At 51.5% G+C, this 17952-nt stretch carries 18 protein-coding genes; 9 read left to right on the plus strand and 9 right to left on the minus strand.

The genetic code is table 11. The features are described from left to right. Positions 1-75 precede the first annotated feature (75 nt). From IQ256_RS23765 to IQ256_RS23780, 4 genes are read left to right on the plus strand one after another with little or no spacing between them, the layout of a single operon-like run. Positions 76-1560: a glutamate synthase subunit beta gene (locus IQ256_RS23765; RefSeq protein ID WP_193858177.1), complete on the plus strand. Its 1485-nt coding sequence runs from the start codon at positions 76-78 to the stop codon at positions 1558-1560. Positions 1561-1617: 57 nt separating this feature from the next. Further along, positions 1618-1854 (plus strand): DUF4160 domain-containing protein, encoded by a 237-nt coding sequence (locus IQ256_RS23770; RefSeq protein WP_193858178.1) that lies wholly within the window; start codon positions 1618-1620, stop codon positions 1852-1854. Continuing rightward, positions 1835-2134 (plus strand): DUF2442 domain-containing protein, encoded by a 300-nt coding sequence (locus IQ256_RS23775; RefSeq protein ID WP_193858179.1) that lies wholly within the window; start codon positions 1835-1837, stop codon positions 2132-2134. Before IQ256_RS23770 ends, IQ256_RS23775 begins: the two co-directional genes overlap by 20 nt. Then, a complete protein-coding gene (locus tag IQ256_RS23780; RefSeq protein WP_228025215.1) occupies positions 2131-2847 on the plus strand; it encodes a Uma2 family endonuclease in 717 nt (238 codons plus the stop codon). The genes IQ256_RS23775 and IQ256_RS23780 overlap by 4 nt, the downstream gene beginning before the upstream one ends. A 407-nt stretch (positions 2848-3254) precedes the next feature. Here IQ256_RS23780 and IQ256_RS23785 read toward each other — a convergent pair whose 3' ends face one another. The 3 genes from IQ256_RS23785 to IQ256_RS23795 all read right to left on the minus strand — a co-directional run bounded on the left by IQ256_RS23785 (position 3255) and on the right by IQ256_RS23795 (position 5862). Then, the gene (locus IQ256_RS23785) at positions 3255-4040 is read right to left on the minus strand and encodes a phycobilisome rod-core linker polypeptide (protein WP_193858180.1); all 786 of its coding nucleotides are present in this window, start codon (positions 4038-4040) and stop codon (positions 3255-3257) included. Positions 4041-4346: 306 nt separating this feature from the next. Next, positions 4347-5060, minus strand: a complete 714-nt coding sequence (locus IQ256_RS23790; RefSeq protein WP_193858181.1) for a molybdenum cofactor guanylyltransferase — start codon at positions 5058-5060, stop codon at positions 4347-4349. 67 nt (positions 5061-5127) lie between these two features. Continuing rightward, a complete protein-coding gene (locus IQ256_RS23795; protein WP_193858182.1) occupies positions 5128-5862 on the minus strand; it encodes a hypothetical protein in 735 nt (244 codons plus the stop codon). Positions 5863-6106: 244 nt separating this feature from the next. On the opposite strand from IQ256_RS23795, the gene IQ256_RS23800 reads away from it, so the two are divergent. After that, the gene (locus IQ256_RS23800) at positions 6107-6712 is read left to right on the plus strand and encodes a hypothetical protein (RefSeq protein WP_193858183.1); all 606 of its coding nucleotides are present in this window, start codon (positions 6107-6109) and stop codon (positions 6710-6712) included. 25 nt (positions 6713-6737) lie between these two features. Here IQ256_RS23800 and dxs read toward each other — a convergent pair whose 3' ends face one another. Beyond that, positions 6738-8693 (minus strand): 1-deoxy-D-xylulose-5-phosphate synthase, encoded by a 1956-nt coding sequence (gene dxs, locus IQ256_RS23805; protein WP_370623534.1) that lies wholly within the window; start codon positions 8691-8693, stop codon positions 6738-6740. Positions 8694-8749: 56 nt separating this feature from the next. Here dxs and IQ256_RS23810 point away from each other — a divergent pair, with 56 nt between their 5' ends. After that, on the plus strand, positions 8750-9334 hold the full coding sequence (locus IQ256_RS23810) for a hypothetical protein (RefSeq protein WP_193858184.1): 585 nt from the start codon (positions 8750-8752) through the stop codon (positions 9332-9334). Between the two features lie 289 nt (positions 9335-9623). On the opposite strand, the gene IQ256_RS23815 is transcribed toward IQ256_RS23810, so the two are convergent. The 4 genes from IQ256_RS23815 to IQ256_RS23830 all read right to left on the minus strand — a co-directional run bounded on the left by IQ256_RS23815 (position 9624) and on the right by IQ256_RS23830 (position 12858). After that, on the minus strand, positions 9624-10817 hold the full coding sequence (locus tag IQ256_RS23815) for an LptF/LptG family permease (protein ID WP_193858185.1): 1194 nt from the start codon (positions 10815-10817) through the stop codon (positions 9624-9626). Then, positions 10814-11533, minus strand: coding sequence for an LPS export ABC transporter ATP-binding protein (gene lptB / locus IQ256_RS23820; protein WP_370623535.1), 720 nt, complete (start codon positions 11531-11533; stop codon positions 10814-10816). The genes IQ256_RS23815 and lptB overlap by 4 nt, the downstream gene beginning before the upstream one ends. Positions 11534-11645: 112 nt before the next feature. After that, positions 11646-12242, minus strand: coding sequence for an LptA/OstA family protein (locus IQ256_RS23825; RefSeq protein ID WP_228025216.1), 597 nt, complete (start codon positions 12240-12242; stop codon positions 11646-11648). 229 nt (positions 12243-12471) lie between these two features. Next, on the minus strand, positions 12472-12858 hold the full coding sequence (locus IQ256_RS23830) for a DUF309 domain-containing protein (protein WP_193858187.1): 387 nt from the start codon (positions 12856-12858) through the stop codon (positions 12472-12474). A gap of 313 nt (positions 12859-13171) precedes the next feature. Between IQ256_RS23830 and glmM the strand changes: the two genes are divergently transcribed. Both glmM and IQ256_RS23840 read left to right on the plus strand, forming a co-directional pair. Continuing rightward, positions 13172-14836 (plus strand): phosphoglucosamine mutase, encoded by a 1665-nt coding sequence (gene glmM, locus IQ256_RS23835; RefSeq protein WP_228025217.1) that lies wholly within the window; start codon positions 13172-13174, stop codon positions 14834-14836. Positions 14837-15147: 311 nt separating this feature from the next. Continuing rightward, positions 15148-15906 (plus strand): GDSL-type esterase/lipase family protein, encoded by a 759-nt coding sequence (locus IQ256_RS23840; RefSeq protein ID WP_193858188.1) that lies wholly within the window; start codon positions 15148-15150, stop codon positions 15904-15906. 24 nt (positions 15907-15930) lie between these two features. Here IQ256_RS23840 and IQ256_RS23845 read toward each other — a convergent pair whose 3' ends face one another. Continuing rightward, positions 15931-17166 carry an LL-diaminopimelate aminotransferase gene (locus IQ256_RS23845; protein WP_193858189.1) on the minus strand — a complete coding sequence of 412 codons (1236 nt, stop codon included), beginning with the start codon at positions 17164-17166 and terminating at the stop codon, positions 15931-15933. A gap of 103 nt (positions 17167-17269) precedes the next feature. Between IQ256_RS23845 and IQ256_RS23850 the strand changes: the two genes are divergently transcribed. Continuing rightward, the gene (locus IQ256_RS23850) at positions 17270-17872 is read left to right on the plus strand and encodes an HAD family hydrolase (protein ID WP_228025218.1); all 603 of its coding nucleotides are present in this window, start codon (positions 17270-17272) and stop codon (positions 17870-17872) included. The last annotated feature ends 80 nt before the right edge of the window (positions 17873-17952 follow it).

A 17952-nucleotide genomic window follows, 5' to 3' on the forward strand; every position in this document is an offset into this window, starting at 1 on the left:
CCCTGGCCCCTCCCGAGAGGGGGATTCCCTTCTCTCTTAATATTCAATCCTCTACTTCCACCAAACAACAAACCCATGGGAAACCCAACCGGCTTCATCGAACACCTGCGCGAAGCACCCTCCGAAATCTCTCCACAAGATCGTATTCGTAATTGGAATGAGTTCCATCTCCCCATGCCCGCAGAGAACCTGCAAACTCAGGGTGCTCGCTGCATGGACTGCGGTACCCCCTTTTGCCATACAGGTGAACTAATCAGCGGCATGGCCAGCGGCTGCCCGATCAACAACCTTATCCCCGAGTGGAATGACCTAATCTACCGAGGTCTTTGGCAAGAGGCGCTAGACCGCCTGCACAAAACCAACAACTTCCCTGAGTTCACGGGCCGCGTCTGCCCTGCCCCTTGCGAAGGCTCCTGCGTTCTAGGCATCACTAGCCCGCCAGTCACAATCAAGAACATTGAATATTCCATCATCGAGAAAGGCTGGGAAGAAGGCTGGATTGTGCCACGTCCCCCTGCAAAACGCACTGGCAAGAAAGTTGCCATCGTCGGTTCTGGGCCTGCCGGACTCGCCGCTGCCGATCAGCTCAACAAAGCGGGTCATACCGTCACCGTATACGAACGAGCCGATCGCCCTGGTGGACTGCTGACCTACGGCATTCCCAACATGAAGCTGGATAAGCAAGATATCGTGCGTCGCCGTTTGGATACCTTGGAAGCCGAAGGCATTACGTTTGTCTGCGGTGTAGAAGTCGGCAGCGATCTGCCCGCTGAAAAGCTGTTGAACGATTTTGATTCTGTTGTTGTTTGTACTGGATCTACTCGTCCAAGAGATCTTCCTATCGAAGGCAGAGAACTCCAGGGTATCAACTTTGCTATGGAGTTTTTGACTGCTAATACCAAAGCGGTATTAGACGGCGAGCCCAGTGACGACTATATCTCTGCGGCTGGAAAAGATGTTGTAATTATCGGCGGCGGCGATACGGGAACAGATTGTGTCGGCACGTCTATTCGTCACGGCTGTAAGAGCATTAATCAGCTAGAGATCATGCCCAAGCCCCCTGAAATGCGAGCCTCCAGCAATCCCTGGCCAGAGTGGCCGAAAATCTATCGCCTAGACTACGGTCAGGAAGAGGCGAAGGCGCTGTTTGGCGACGATCCACGTGCCTATGTGAGGACAGCTACCAAGTTTGAAGATGACGGTAACGGTAATGTCGCTGCGGTTCACACCGTAGAAGTGCAGTGGGAGCGCGATGAGAATGGCCGCCTTACGCCGATTCACGTTCCTGGTAGTGAAAAGAGAATTCCGGCGCAGCTCGTGCTGTTGGCGATGGGCTTTTTAGGCCCAGAGTCTCCTTTGATGGATGCGCTAGGTCTAGAGAAAACTGAGCGCAGCAATATCAAGGCCGAGCATGAGGAATATACAACAAACAAGCCGGGCGTGTTTGCAGCGGGTGACTGTCGTCGGGGACAAAGCCTGGTCGTGTGGGCGATCAATGAAGGGCGCGGCGTGGCAAGGGAGTGCGATCGCTACCTCATGGGCACCACTGAGCTACCTTAGCTAGAAGTATACAAACAACCTAGCCAGCTCGGATAGGTTACTAAACAAGCTGGATGCATGCCCACAGTTCTTAATATTGGTCCTTATCGGTTCATCTTTTTCAGTTCTGACAAAGGTGAACCTGTCCATATTCACGTTGTTCGCGATCGCCAAATCGCAAAGTTCTGGTTAGAACCCATTAAACTAGAGAAGAATAGAGGTTTCAAAGATCATGAGCTTAATAAAATCATCGCGATGATAAAGGAGCACAAAGAAACCATCTTGGAGGAATGGCATGACTACTTTGGTACTTGAGTCTGATCCGCTTGCCGCCGTGGTTTCAGTCGATAACGATAGCCTGTCTGTCACTTTGGCTGATGGTCGAGGTCTAAGCGTTCCCTTAGAGTGGTATCCACGTTTGCTCCATGCGTCTATGGCCGAGCGGCTTAATTGGCAGCTGATAGGGGATGGCTATGCCATAGAATGGCCAGACCTAGACGAGCATATCGGTGTAGAAGGGTTGCTTGCTGGTAGACGTAGTAGCGAGAGTCAACGGTCCCTACAAAAATGGCTAGGATCTAGAATAGATTCATGAATCAGCATGAGGTAGTCTCTATCAAACGTGTGGAGCAGCGGGCAATGGTTTCTCAACTGCAAAAGTCTGAGGCGACAGAAGTCTTTTACCCCGATGATGACGGTCAGCCGATGGCGAGCAATACAGAGCAGTATCGGTGGATTGTGATGATCCAGCAGAATCTAGACAGGTTGCTCCCAGACGCTTTTGTCGCAGGCGATTTGTTTTGGTATCCGATCGAAGGCCGCTCTGATATCTCGGTAGCGCCTGATGTGATGGTGGCGTTGGGGCGACCGAAGGGAAAGCGACTCTCCTACAAACAGTGGTTAGAGGAGAACATGCCGCCCCAGGTCGTCTTTGAGATTCTTTCGCCTAGCAATACCCGGCGCGAGATGGATGCCAAGCTGTTGTTTTTTGAGCGGTACCACGTCGAAGAGTATTACCTGTACGATACTGAGCGACATGAGCTTAGCGGTTTTCTGCGAGGCGAATTTGGGCTGACGCCGATTGCCGAGATTGGACTGGGCTGGACGAGTCCGCTGCTGAAGATCCGTTTTGATATGTCTGCCGACGAGCTACAGCTATTTCATCCTAATGGTGCGCCTTTTTTGACTTATCAAGAGGTGTTAGAGAAAGCAGAGCTAGCTGAAGAGAAAGCAGAGCTAGCTGAGGAGAAGGCGCTGCGGCTAGCAGATAAGCTGAGAGAATTGGGTGTTGATCCTGATCAGGTTTGAGGGTTGTGCAACCCTATAGGTACTGTAGATCATCTGTGAAAAGCCCAAAAAATTGCGATGGCCCGCCCGTTAATATCACTGGCTCGCGTATCTTCTATGATTAACCGAGGAATGCGATCGCCCTACCAATCCCCATGACAAGCAAAATAAATTAGCAGCAGCTCGTCGGTTAGCGGTTCTGAATAACCCCTTCAGAAGGCTTATTATCCTCAGCCTTTGACTTCAAAAGTGATAGTGATTTCGCGCATATTATGCCAATTATCTGGACATCATCCGTAAGATTAATAGTCACTTACATAAAAAAAACCGAGATGAGAAACCCATCTCGGTCTATAACCTTTTGAGGAAAGGACTGGTAAGCCTTACATCCAGAAGCCAGAGCCTCAGAGCATAGCGGCTTTGCTTGGCTACTTAGAGGGCTCAGGAGCGACAGGAACGCCTAGCTTACGGAAGGGCACGGCTGAGCCAATATTGATAGAAGAAGTATTCACGCGAGGTGTCTGTGCCGGGCGCGGATTGACGCTGCGGGCCATATCCAAGTACAGAGAAGGATTGCCAGCAGAGGCTTTCTGCTCTTGAGGCTTGAAGCGACGAACTTCTTCTTGCCATAAAATCTGAGGGAAGCCCAGAATGCCCCGGTAGTACTCATTATAGCGAGGAGACTTGATATCAAAGGGACGCTCGCCAATCTCACGACCTGGCAGTACTCGACGACGATAGTAAGGAACGATATCGTAGCCAAAGTTCTCCATATACTCGTCGCTGTCTAGCAGCTCATCGATGAAGCCCTCGACGCCTTTGGTGCCGATCTTGATAGACCAGGCAATTTTCTCACGCTCGTTATAAGGATCGCGGCCTAGCGCTCGCTGAATGCACTGTTCTACAAAGCGGTAGTTGCTGTTCTTGGCGTAGTAATTACGTAAGAAAGTATCTGACAGCATCAGACCCCGAATGAAGTCGCGGACGGTAATCTGATTATTGCGGAGCTGCGACTCTAGGAAAGGTTCTTTGTCTGCCTCGAAGCAGTAAAAGAAGATCTGAGTATAGGCTGCGTTGATCAGCTCAGTCATCTCGCTGTACTCAAGGAGAGCTTCAGCACTGTAGATAGTGGGCTGCTCGTCGCCCTGGACGGTATATCCCTCAACCCGCTGGTTCTGACTTTTGGGGGGATAGGTCAATAACGGAAGAGCCACGCTTGAATCTCCAGACTTTTGTAAACAGCTGCAAATAATTCTGGATCAATCATAGAGGAGCGCGGTCAGGCAAACGGGCTTGCCTGAGAAAAACATTACACAGCTTAATATTAGCCAAAGTGCCCATCCAAAAGGCTTTAGCAAATTATCAGCAGTCAAAAAGAGACGGCATTAGACCTTGGACTGGGTCTCAATGATAAGAAAGCTCATATCTCGCAACACTTCATCAGAGCAAGTCTGTACGAAAGAGGAACGGACTGTTTGACTATTTTTTGAGAAGAACAGAGATTGGGAAGAACAGAGCGTTCAGATCTCGGACAGGTCAGGGATAGGCGTAGAATAGGGCGCGTTTACGGCGACCCAGTCGGTGGGTGTGTTGCAGTTGAACAGCATTCGCTCTGGGACGGCTTGGTAAGGCACAACCGATATTTTGGACAGCCAGGATTGAAAAGAATGCTGACCGCTTTGCAGGTGTTGGGTAAGCGAAGGAATGCAGCGACGATGATAGTAGCCACACAAGGGCTCCCAACCCTTTGGCCCTGGGGTTAGCGAGGCCGTGGGTGCCGGTTCTTTTTTAGCTGGATGTGAGGTTTGATCTAGATAGGATGTCAGCCAAGCCCACCAGCGCTGCATGATCGCAGAGTCTAAATAAGGTAGGTCGCAGGCCAATAGAAGGCACCAGTCCGAGGCGATCGCATGCCATCCACAGGAAAACCCATTGAGCGGTCCGGCTGAGAGTCCTAGCGCTGAGAGTTCTAGATCGGCTGGGTCGCTTGGTGACGGCTCTTTGAGGAAAGTCACACTGTCTGGAATTGAGTCCCGGTATCTTTCTGGCCAAGGCGTGACGATAACGACTTCTGTCGCCAACGACTGAGCGACCTGGACGGTTTTGAGCAGCAGCGGCTGCCCGTTTTCCGTGGGTAGCAGTGCTTTGTCTTTTCCCATCCGGCTGCTGCGCCCTCCGGCCAATACCATCACGCTCAAAGTGGGGGTGACTGAAGTGATCGCAGAAGAAGACATGGCTGAAGAGAGTATGTTTGAAAGCGCTAGCTAGGTGGTCAAAGCCAGACGATCAGATTGGCTAAGATCAAGGTGCTTTGGGTTTTCTCGTAGCGGTTGGATGCGTGTTGCCTGTAGCGCGTTGGTGCGTGTCTTCGGCCCAGTCGCAGCCTTTGAAGTAGTAGATCAGACCCGTTAGCCCGGCCATAATTATGTACATAAACCGGATCAGCCAGCCGACCTGCTTGAAGAGAAAGACCACAGCATTTGATCCAATATCGTCGTAGCTATCAAGTGCTTCGGTGAGTACATCGCCAGGGATGACAGCGACCTCAGAGTTCAAGATGTCTGGCTGAATAGGCAAATCGACCAGGCGAGTACTGACAGGGAAGTAGCCAAAATAGCCTCCGTTTCCGGTTTCACGCTCTAAAAAACGGTTAGTCAGATTCCTAGCGTCTTGGTAGGACATATTGCTACGAGCGGCGACTTTTCTGATCCACAGGTTTTGCTGAGTTAGATAGCTGGCGCTAAAGACAAAGGGGCTCAAGAAAATGAGCAGTGCAAGCTTGGCTTTATGGTTCCAGCGCCGGGGGAGAAAGTAGCTGGCAGAGCCAATCCCGATGCCCAGCAGGGCAAAGGCTAACAGATTGGAGAGTTCGGCGAGCTCGACGCTACGCAAAAAGCCCCCAACCCAAGGCAGAGAGTAGACATAGATGTCGGCTATCCAGGCGATCGCACTCTTTAGCAACGAAGCCAGTAACGCCATACCGAAGCCAATGGCAAAAAATAGAAAAATGCGCGATCGCTTAGATTGAAAAGCCATAGGCTAGGTCGCAAGATACTTCCTTATCAAAACATTGTGGTTGCGAAATTCAAAGCTGCGATCAATACACTTGTGCTTATAAAAATAATTGAGTACATTTGAACTATTATTTTGGGGTCATACAGCGCTCGCTATCAGGCAGTAGTTTCTACTTCTTCTAGAACAGCGCTGTATGCCGCGCCGTCGAGTGAATGCGTTTGTTCGATGGCCTGTCCTTTTTTGTGCTATGCGTATCCTTTGACCTATGAGTATCGAACAGACTAATCAGCTCATCTTGCTCATTTTAAACTCGGCTCTGATGATGCTACTCTCAGCCGGGTTGCTAGGCGGGGCGTGGCTACGGCAAAACACGCTTTTGCAACAGATGCATCGAGTAAAGTCGCGCTATCAAAGACTTACCCACTCCCCTAATAAGCTCGATATCACTTCAGATCTTACTAAGTTAGATCCTGCTAAGGCCGACAGCCTCAAAGCTGATATCAAAGCCGATCTTAAGCGGGTCAGAGAATACCGACTACAGCTCAATCATCAGTATCAATGGAGTCACATCGGCATGCTCATGCTACATGCCGCGCTGATAGTCTTTGGGATTAGTCTATTGTGCCTAAGCTTGCGATCGCTCTTCAACGTCAACAGCTTGATCGTTGCTTCCCTAATTCTCTTTACTCTCGGCTCGATCGGGCTGATAGCTGGATCAGGCTGCATCTTAGTAGATCTCTCCAAAGGCAATAGCCAAAATGATTCGCTCGGTCGTCTGCTAGGCCAGCTGATTCGGCAGATTGTCTGGCTCTATCAAAAGCTGAATCAAAAGAAAAAGTCAAAAGCTACCCCGCATTCAGAGCCAGGGTAGCTTTTGCATGGGCGACATGCCTGAGCTAGACTTTCTCAGCTATCTCCAGGGTGATCTCGCCTAGATCGAACTTTTCGAGTACGCGCTCTGCCATTTGCGCCGGCATTAGACCTAGCTCCGCCTTAGACTGATCGGGCGAGGCGTGATCAACTAGCCGATCGGGCACACCCAAACGCAGTAGCTTCACGCTCAGCTCCGCGTCTATCAGCTCTTCTGCTAGCGCCGAGCCAAAGCCACCCTTAATACAGCCATCTTCCATGGTCACCACCCGGCCAATCTGTTCAGCTAGCGGCAGCATCAGATCGGTATCTAGCGGCTTGGCAAAGCGAGCATTGATCACCGTTGCCTCGACGCCGTGCTCGCTCAAAATTTCAGCGGTCTGCATCGCTGGATACACCATCGATCCATAGCCTACTATCATCACATCATCCCCTTGCCGCAGCACCTCCGCCTTGCCAATTGGTAACGTTTCCCAACCAGATTCCATCAGCGGTACGCCATAGCCACTGCCCCGTGGGAAGCGCACTGCAATTGGGCCGCTATATTCCACACCTGTGACGACCATTCGCTGCAATTCAGCTTCATCTTTAGGGGCCATCAGCACAATATTAGGAATGCACCGCAGATAGGCAATGTCGTACATGCCTTGGTGGGTGGGGCCATCGACGCCGACAATCCCTGCTCGATCTAGCGCCAAAAACACCGGCAGCTTTTGAATGCAGATATCATGCACGATTTGATCATAGGCTCTTTGCAAGAAAGTGGAATAGATCACTGGCACGGGCTTCATGCCTTCACAGGCTAGACCTGCTGCTAGGGTGACGGCGTGCTGTTCAGCGATGCCTACGTCGATATACTGCTTGGGTAGTTTGGCCTGAAGCAGATCTAGGCGTGTACCTATGGCCATCGCAGCAGTGATGCCGATAATGGACGGGTCTTTTTCAGCCAGAGTGATCAGCGTCTCTGCAAAGACTTTGGAATAGCCCGGTGGCTTTGGCTTGTTTGCTGGAATCTTCAGCCCCGTTTCTAGATCAAACGGCGATTGAGCGTGGTAGCCTACCTGATCTTTTTCCGCAATTTCATAGCCCTTGCCTTTGGTAGTAACCACATGAACCAGGATGGGGCCACCGTGCTTATGCGCCTCTTTGAACGCGCTGATCAGTTCTGTCAGGTTGTGGCCATCGACTGGCCCCATATAGGTAAAACCTAGCTCTTCGAATACAGCGCCGACCTTGGGAACGGCTAGTCGCTTCATGCCTTCTTTTACCCGGCTCAGCTCTGGGGTGAGCGTCTCGCCAAACGGCAGCTGCTTGAACTGTTCTTCGAGATTGTCGCTCAAGAACTGCATCGGCGGGCTTAGGCGCATTTTGTTGAGATAGCGAGGGATAGCGCCGACGTTGGGCGAAATCGACATCTCATTGTCATTCAAGACGACTACAAGGTTGGTTTTAGGCAGATGCCCAGCGTGGTTGATCGCCTCTAGGGCCATGCCACCGGTCAGCGCACCATCGCCAATAATGGCTGCGACTTTGAAGTCTTCGCCTTTGAGATCGCGAGCGATCGCCATTCCTAGCGCTGCTGAAATGCTGGTCGAGGCATGACCTGCACCGAAGTGATCAAATTTACTTTCTGTCCGCTTTAGATAGCCCGCTACGCCATGCTGCTGCCTAAGCGTGTGAAAGTTTTTGTAGCGACCTGTTATTAGCTTGTGGGGATACGCCTGATGGCCAACGTCCCAGACCACTTTGTCCCGGTCAAGATCGAGCGTTTGATACAGTCCTAATGTCAATTCGACTACGCCCAGTCCAGGTCCTAGATGGCCGCCGCTGGCAGCGATAGTCTGCAAATGTTTGTCCCGGATCTGTCTCGCGATATCTTCTAACTGGCTCACGGGCAGACCATGCAACTGGTTAGGATGCGTAATTTCGCTCAGGTGCATATCAAATCCTCTCTTTAAACCTGCATGTACGTAATCGGTCATCTTCGCTTTATTCACTGTAGATTAGATTAGAGCGAACAAAAGCAACGAGACGCCCAATGAAATCTTTTTTGACGCCTGACTTATCAGCTAGTAATTCTCCCTCTGTTTTGACTGAGACCAAAGCCAAAACAGATATCAGAGCTGGCGCTAGAGTCGCGGCGGCGTCTGCATTTGGTGCGGTCTCGTTTGGCATGGTTTCGTTCGGCCTAGTGCTCTTGGGTGCAAGCTCAGCGATGGCAGCGCCAGACTACTTTGGCTGTACAGCGGGAATGGTCGATGCTGGTATCTCTCAGGAGAGTGCGATCGCCGCTTGTGCGTCTGCTCGCTATCCTGATGCGTTAGGTGCTTGCGTAGTAGATGTTAGCGAATTTACCGGGCTGACGGCAGAAAGTGCGCTGCTTGTTTGTGGGCGATCGCGCCGCCCTGTCGCAGTCGCCAACTGCACCATCGGCATCCACGACAGCCTCTTAGAAACTCCCTCCACCAAAGTTTTAGAAAACTGCGGTCGTAGCCTGCTGCCAGAACGCTACAGCAGTTGCGTGGTAGACATTACCGACGCCACCGACGCTACCGTCGACACCGCTCTAGATCAGTGCATTCGTGCCGGATTCCGTCCCTGGAGAATTCAGCCTACGCTCTAGCCATTGCCGACGAGTTTAGTCCAGAGGGCGGTCGGGAAAAGTAGGGGGTTCAGAACAGCTTCTATAGCTCTCCGCACTTTGCTTCGTACACTATTAACGGCTGAAACCTTTATGTAGTAGCAGGCAAAGTGCATAGCAAAGTGCGAATGCATCCGCGCTTTGCTATACCGCTGACTGAGCGGAGTCGTAACGCCAAGGGCGAGGCAAAGCCAACGCGGAGTGTCTCCGAAGGAGTTAGTCACAGCTAGTCTGTGACTATTCCAATTACTGACGAGAAGCTTGTTACTAATTACTGACGAGAAGCTTGACCCAAGAGCAACAGCCCCGCGCCTAGCCCTATGAATAGAGGAATCCAGCCAGCTAGAAACGGCGTAATCACCCCCGATTCTCCCATCGCTGAGGTGATAAAGCTCAGCAGGTAATAGCCAAAGATAATCACCACACTGACGCCAAAGCTAGTCGCCTTGCCAGTGCGCTGTGGCCGTACTCCCACTGCCGAACCCACCAGGCCAAAGACAACGCAGGCAAAAGGAATTGCGTACTTTCTTTGGATTGCCACGGCGAGCTTGCGTACTGCCCTTTCATCGCCTGTTTGCCGCAGGATCGCTAGATATTCCTTCGTTTCAGCGATGTTCATCTCTTCTTGCTTTTTCCGGCGATTGGCCAGATCTAGCGGTGTTCTAGGCAGCTGTAAATCCTGCTTGTCGAATCGAATAATCTGCCGAAAAGATCCGTTAGGCGATACGGCGTAGATAGTTCCGTTGGTAAATTCCCACAGGTTTTTAGTAAAGTCCCAGGTCGCGGCGTCCGCGCTGACAATTTGCTTCAGGCCGTCTTCCGAATCCTCTTGAGAGAAATCCACCACTGTAATGTCGCGCATCGTCGTTCCATCGAAATTGCGCGCATAGAAGAACCGAACTAGCTCATCCCCAGAGCCGTCGGCAGCAGGCTCTTGCTGTTGAAATACAATATTGCCTTCTCTAAACGGTGGCTTCTCATTGTTTAGCGCCCTAGCTAACAAAACAGCCGCTCGCTCTGTACTGGCGGGTGCGATTACCTCATTGACAGCAAAGCTTAATCCGGTCACTAGCAGGCTCAAGAGCACCGCTGGAATGACGATGCGGTTAATGCTGACCCCGCACCCTCGCATTGCGATCAGCTCACTGTCACTCGACAGCCGACTGTAGGTCATCATCGTGGCCAACAGCGTCGACATGGGGAAAGCCAACACGGTGAATGTCGGCAGGCTCAACAGAAAAATCTCAAAGGCTAGCGTTGCTGGTAGCCCGGCCTCAGCGACTTTACGAATCAGCTCAAACAGCGCTCCAATAGAGACCGCGATCGAAGAAAACGCGCCGACGCCAAAAAGAAACGGCAGGGTCAGCTCCTTGGCGATGTAGCGATCCATGATCGTGATACTCGGTAGCCAGCTAGCGAGCCTCTGGGTCAAGGTCGAAGAGGTGATGGATTGGGGAGAAGTCACAGTTTGAAACCTTCACCTAGATAGTATTGCCGCACAAGAGGATTGTCCGAAAGGTCGTCGGCGCTGCCTGAGGCCAAGATCTCACCCTCGCTCATGATGTAGGCCCGGTCGATGATCTGTAGCGTTTCGCGGACATTGTGATCGGTGATGAGAATACCCATATTGCGATCGCGCAGCTCTGCCACAATCGTTTGAATTTCAGAGACCGCAATCGGATCGACCCCAGCAAACGGCTCATCCAAAAACAAAAACTTTGGGCCTTCTAACCCCGCCGCCAGCGCTCGGGCCAGCTCCGTTCTTCGCCTTTCACCCCCACTGACCTGAATCCCCAAAGAATCGGCCACCTTCTCTAATCGAAAGTCCTTCAGCAGCCTAGCTAGCTTTTCGCGGCGTAGATGGTGGGGCACATTTGTCTGCTCCATCACCAGCAGCAAATTGTCCTGCACGCTTAGATTCCGAAAAATGCTCGCTTCTTGCGCCAGATAGCCAATTCCCAACCGCGCCCGCTTGTACATCTGCAAGCCAGTAATATCTTGCTGATCTAGCGACACCTGACCAATATCCGGCTGCACCAGCCCAGTCGCCATATAAAAAGTCGTTGTCTTACCTGCGCCGTTGGGTCCTAGCAGCCCCACAATCTCGCCTTGAGCAACGGATAGACTCACCCCTTTGACAACTGTGCGCCTGCCGTATGTTTTTTGAACATTTGTAAGCACGAGTTTCAAAAAAGAGACCTCGCTAACTGGATTGGCATAGAAGTGACAAGTAGACCATGTCTATAGAATCAAGCCTAGAGCCATCCGCTCTAGATTAACTGAGAAAATCCATTCAGAAATCGATTGGCCCCAGCTCAGAGGGCAGCTCGTCCGGCGGTGTTGGAATCGAAATGGGTGCTGGGGTAGAGGCTTCCCCAGAGCTAGCAGGCCCAGACTCGTCTGGCAGCAGATAGACTGCCTCTACCTGAGCGTTTGCGCCAGGGGTCGCGACAAATCGGCCTTCGGCAACTAGATAGGTGACGGTTTCGGCCCGTAAGGTATTGCCCTCTTGCTCCACATCTACATTGCCGCTAAGGACGATCCGCTGATCGCGACTATAGTACTGAGCCTGCGCCGCCGTTGCAAAAATCTGCCGACTAGGATAGTCAATCTGAACATTGCCAATAGCGGTCACCACCCCTGTGTTGGAATTGGCCTCTACCCGAGCCGCTCTCATCTGCAGTGCGTTTCCAGCCGTCTGAGCCGTTGCTTTGATGACCGTATCTGACAGCGTTTTTGGCAGAACCTGAGGCGGCAGCGCCGTCATTACCAGCGGCAAGGCCAGCGCCATCATGCATCCACAAGCTGCTTGGGCGAGTCTACGTCTAACCGGGGGGGTAGAAAGCGCAATCTGAGAGTGAGGAATGGAGTGCGATCGCCGATGCAGCATGCGTTGGGTTAAAGAAAGGTCGATTTAAGCGTCAAACGCGGACAAAGCAGCGGGACGTCTAAAGCCATACTAGAGAAAATTGGCTATTTCAACAGTACAGATAATGCCACTATTCATACCTTACGGCTAAACCTGCTCTTATTTAGAGATCTCATCTACCTTAGAGATCTAACTTACCTTCTGACTCTATCTAGACTTTTTGACTCGCTAAGCCTAGAATCCTGGCGCATTAGAATTCTGACGCATTCTGATGCACCTGGGGGAACGGGAAGGGCGGATGCTGCATCAATTCATCGAGTCCGGTTTCGCCCGTTGTCTGTACTAGCGATAGCCACTCTGCCGCCTGGTCTACTAGCGTTTCGACGTCCACACTTTCATGCTCAGGCTCAAATTTACGCAGTCGATTGACCCCTTCTCCGAGCAAGATCGCGCCCCCTCTCCAGTTGAGATTGCCTAGATGGTAAAAAGCTACTGCTATCTGCAAAATGCCTTGATAGAAAGGCTTCTCTATTGTCTCAGCCTCTATCCAAATGGCCTCTAACGTATCGTGACAGGCGTAGAACTGGCCGCTGTTAAATTCGTCTATGCCCTTCTGAAACTGAATGGGATATCGCATAAGAAGCTAGGAAATTTCAGGCTATAGAGACAACTTAATTGATACTGTGCGAAATTCTGCCTAAGCAGAGGGGCATAGTCTGAGTGGTTTTTGATTCAACTGGTTTTGATGGTTGGGCCCTAGATGATTGGGCCTTTAGAGCCATGAGGGTCAGTACTGTTAGCAGTATCAACCGGTCAACCAATTGACCGAAATTGACACATTGGTCACAAATCTTAAGTTTAAGGTGATATTCTCCACACTTAGGTAGCATCCGCAGGGATGCTTGGTGATTTTAATAACCGTCTGTTTTGTATTGTAGGAGTTTAAAAGTATGGTGAGTTCTCCAATTAAAGGAAACCCAAGCGATCGCAAGCCGCCAACCCAGCGTCCAATTGCCACGCATCCATCCTCAGCAAAACAGATCTCGGTAGAACAAATCGCGGTAGAACCAAGACTAGGAGAACCAAACTGGGGAGAACCAAACCTAGAAGAACCAAACTTAGGAGAACAGCCAGATGCTCATAGGCTAGGCAGTTACCAGATAGCCAGCCAGCAAAACTTTCAGTCTGTGCCTGCCGATCGATGTAGCATTCAGCCAGCGCTGCCCGATACTCCCCTATTTGGCACCGACGGTATTCGTGGACAGGCAGGCACACTGCTAACCGCACCGCTAGCTACTCAAGTCGGTTTTTGGGCAGGTCAGGTGCTTCGTGCTCAGGGTCAGACAGGTCCGATCATTCTGGGCCAAGACTCTCGCAACTCTAGCGATATGCTCTCTTCTGGCCTAGCCGCCGGGCTGACCACAGCCGGTTTAGAAGTTTGGAATTTGGGGCTCTGTCCAACGGCTGCTGTCGCTCATATCGCCACCGGGAATGCGGGCGGCATTATGATTTCTGCTAGCCACAATCCACCAGAAGACAACGGCATCAAGTTTTTCAACTCTGCGGGTACTAAGCTGTCGAGCACTATTCAACAACAGATTGAATCCGCCATCCGCGCTCACAGCCTTTCTACAGCTGACGCTATTGGCCAGTATGCAACGACCGACATACCGACGAATATGCAGTGGGGTCGAACCTATCAGCGCCCCGATCTAATCGATCGCTACATTGATTTTTTGCATCAGCCATTCCAGCCACATCCCAATCTTCACGGTATGCGGATTGTGCTAGATCTCGCTTGGGGCGCAGCGACTCGCGTTGCCAAACAGGTCTTTGAATCGACAGGCGCTGACGTCGTGATTTTGCACGGGTTGCCAGATGGCGATCGCATCAACGTAGACTGTGGCTCGACGCATCTAGGTAGCCTTAAGACCGCCGTTGCCGACCTAGAAGCTGACATTGGCTTTGCCTTCGATGGCGATGCCGATCGCGTCATGGCAGTAGACGCACAAGGGCGGGTAATCGACGGCGACTATATTCTCTATTTTTGGGGCCAGATGCTCCAGCAGGCTGGCAAGCTGCCAAACAACACCATTATCTCTACGGTGATGGCTAATCTCGGGTTTGGGCGAGCTTGGCAACAGCAGGGCGGTACCTTGGTTCGCACGAAGGTAGGCGATCAGCACGTTCACGCTGAGATGATTACCCAGGGCGCAATGCTAGGCGGTGAGCAGTCAGGCCATATTTTGTGCCATCACTATAGCTGGACGGGTGACGGCATTTTGACAGCGCTGCACCTAGCAGATTTGCTCAAGCAGGCGGATTGTTCACTGCCTGATCTGGTCGCTCAAAGCTTTGAAACCTATCCACAAAGATTGAAGAACGTTCGAGTTGACTGCCCCAATACCCGGCGCGGCTGGCAGAGCTGCGATGCTTTGCAAAGTGCGATCGCTCAGGCAAAATCAGCTATGGGAGACCAAGGCCGCGTCCTCGTCAGGGCCTCTGGCACCGAGCCCTTGATTAGAGTGATGGTAGAAGCCGCCGATGCTAGCACCGTCGATCACTGGACAGATATCCTCGCTGACAAGGTATCGCAACACTTGGCTGACACTTAGGAACGAGAATTTAATAAACTGTCTGATTTCAAGTCTTACCGCAGGCCCTCATCCTAAATCCTTCTCCCTGGGGGAGAAGGACTTCAAGCTCCCTCTCCTTCGGAAGAGGGTTGGGGTGAGGGCGGCAGAAAATGTGCATCTTATTAAATTTTCGATCCTTAGCTATTGCTGAGGTAGTACTGCTGAGCTGGCATTACTGGGCTGGCATTTAGCCTCAGTGCGCGGGTACTCTTAATGTAAACATTTGCAAAGCCGTTTAGCTTCGTGCTATTCCTTGTGAGGTTAGTTCGAGTTTTATTGACGTAGCATCTATGGCGGCAACGCTTCCACCGGTTCACTCTGACACCATTCAGACTGATCTTAAGCAGAGAATCTCAGCTCAGCCGCAAGTCCAGATCAGGACTCATCCTAAAAAAGTAATTGTGATGGGGGATAGTCTGGTCTACGGCTATGGCGATAGTGAAGGGGGTGGCTGGGTAGAACGATTGCGACGAGACTATTTAGATCCGCAGCAGACCGGGCCGATTTTCTACAACTTAGGCATTCGCGGCAATGGTGTTGCTCAAGTAGCCGAGCGGCTGCAGCGAGAATTTTGCGATCGCGGCGAACTCAGACACCGCACTCCCGATCTTTTAGTGCTTTCAGTGGGTGTCAATGACTGTGCTAGAGCAGGCCGCGTGAATGGACGCCCCGTGAGCGATCCAGATAGCTTTGCTCAATCGCTCGAACAGCTACTGACTCAATCTAGACAGCTCTGTCCGGTTTTGTTTATTGGCATGGTGCCTATCAACGAAGCGGCCATGCCATTCGCTAACGTTTTGTATTTCAGCCGCACCGAGCAGCAGCGCTATAGCCAAATCACCCGTCAGCTATGCGAAGCGCATCAGATCCCCTATCTCGATCTATTTGAGCGATGGAGTCAGAAGAGTGAGGCGTGGCAGTGCGATCGCCTTTGCACAGACGGTATTCATCCCAATAGCTTAGGCTATCGCACCATCCTAGAGACCGTAAAAGCCTGGCAGCCTTTCGTACAGGAACTCGATAGCTTTCATCCTGTTCATTCCTTCTAGACTCTGAGTCTTTGGCTTTGACTTCTAGACCTTGAACTTCTCAGTAATGCGTTTCATTGCTTCTTCCACATTTTCACGGCTATTAAAAGCTGAGATCCGAAAATAGCCCTCACCCGCTGCACCAAAGCCCGAGCCAGGCGTGCCCACAATATTGCAGGCATTGAGCAGCTTGTCGAAAAAGTCCCAGCTAGTGAGCCCGCTAGGCGTCTTGACCCAGACATAGGGTGCGTTCACGCCGCCATAAACCTGAATGCCGGCGGCGGTTAGCTGCTCACGCACAATCCTGGCATTCTCTAGATAAAAGCTGACCAGCTCCTTGGTTTGCTGCTGCCCAGCCTCAGAATAAATGGCTTCTGCGGCCCGCTGCACTACATAAGATACGCCATTAAACTTCGTTGACTGGCGGCGATTCCACAGTCCCCAGATCTCCACGTCTGATCCATCTTTGGCCTTGCCTTTCAAAGACTTTGGCACCACTGTCAGCGCGCAGCGAGTGCCGGTAAAGCCTGCATTCTTAGAAAAAGAGCGAAACTCAATCGCGCACTCACGCGCGCCTTCAATTTCATAGATCGAATGCGGAATTGAATCATCGGTAATAAATGACTCATAGGCAGCGTCAAACAAAATGATTGAGCCGTTTGCTTTGGCATAGTCCACCCAGGCTTGGAGCTGCCCTTTCGTCATGGTTGCGCCAGTCGGATTATTGGGCGAACACAGATAGATCAAATCGACTTTGCCTGAAGGAATGTCGGCAACAAAATCATTGTCAGCGCTGATTGGTAAATAGGTGATGCCTGCATATTTACCGCTGTCGTCAGCCTCGCCTGTATGACCCGCCATGACGTTGGTATCTACATAGACTGGATAAACCGGATCGGTCACGGCAATACTGTTGTCATCGCCAAAGATGTCTAGAATGTTGCCGCAGTCGCACTTAGACCCATCAGAGATAAAGATTTCCGTGGCGTCAATATCGCAGCCACGGGCCTGAAAATCATTTTTAGCGATCGCCTCTCTTAGCCACGGATAGCCCTGCTCAGGCCCATACCCCCGAAACGACGCGCGATCGCCCATCTCATTGACGGCTGTAATCATCGCCGTCCGACAGGCTTCCGGTAGTGGCTCAGTCACATCCCCAATGCCTAGCTTAATCACAGGTGCATCGGGATTTAGCTCCGTAAATGCCCGCACCCGGCGGCCAATCTCAGGAAATAGATAGCCCGCCTTCAGTTTGAGATAGTTATCGTTGATCGTAGTCATGTTTATTGCGTAGGTCTGAGTAAGCTCTCAAGATCTTAGACGATGAAGTCAGCATGAACGAATAACAAACCGCCCTATAGCATTTCCTTTCTTGACTTTCTCTATGCTCCACACCCGCACCGCCTGGATCTTCGATATGGACGGCACCTTGACCGAGAGCCTCCACGACTTTCCTGCCATCAGCCGCGCTCTTGGGCTTCCCCCCAACCAGCCCATACTAGAAGCTCTAGAACAACTCCCACCCGATGCACTTGCCCAATGCAATCGGCAGCTAACCGAAATCGAGACAGACATCGCTCATCAGGCCACCGCTCAGCCCGGTGCCAAAAGACTGCTTGGCACCCTCAAGTCGCAAGGTAAACAGATAGGTATTCTCACTCGCAATACCAAAGATATCGCCCACATCACCCTCGCAGCTTGCGGCCTAGCCGACTTCTTTTGCGCCGATGATATTTTGGGCCGGAGCTGCTGTTTGCCCAAACCCCAACCTGATGGCATTTTCAACCTGCTCGCTCGCTGGTCCACTGAACCCGAAAGTGCTGTTATGGTTGGCGATCACAGATTTGATTTGCTCACCGGACGCAACGCCAACACGGCTACTGTCTATCTAGATCCACAGGGTAGCTTTCCATTTAAGGCCCATGCCGACTACCGCATCACCAGCCTAGAAGAGCTGTGCCGAAAGTATTTGGCTAGAAGTATTTAGTCACAAGTCTTTGGTCACAAGTCTTTGGTCACAAGTCCCTGGCCCCAAGTCTTTGGTCACGAGTATTTATGCTTATTGAC

The sequence above is a fragment of the cf. Phormidesmis sp. LEGE 11477 genome (genome assembly GCF_015207105.1).
Lineage (GTDB): Bacteria > Cyanobacteriota > Cyanobacteriia > Phormidesmidales > Phormidesmidaceae > Phormidesmis.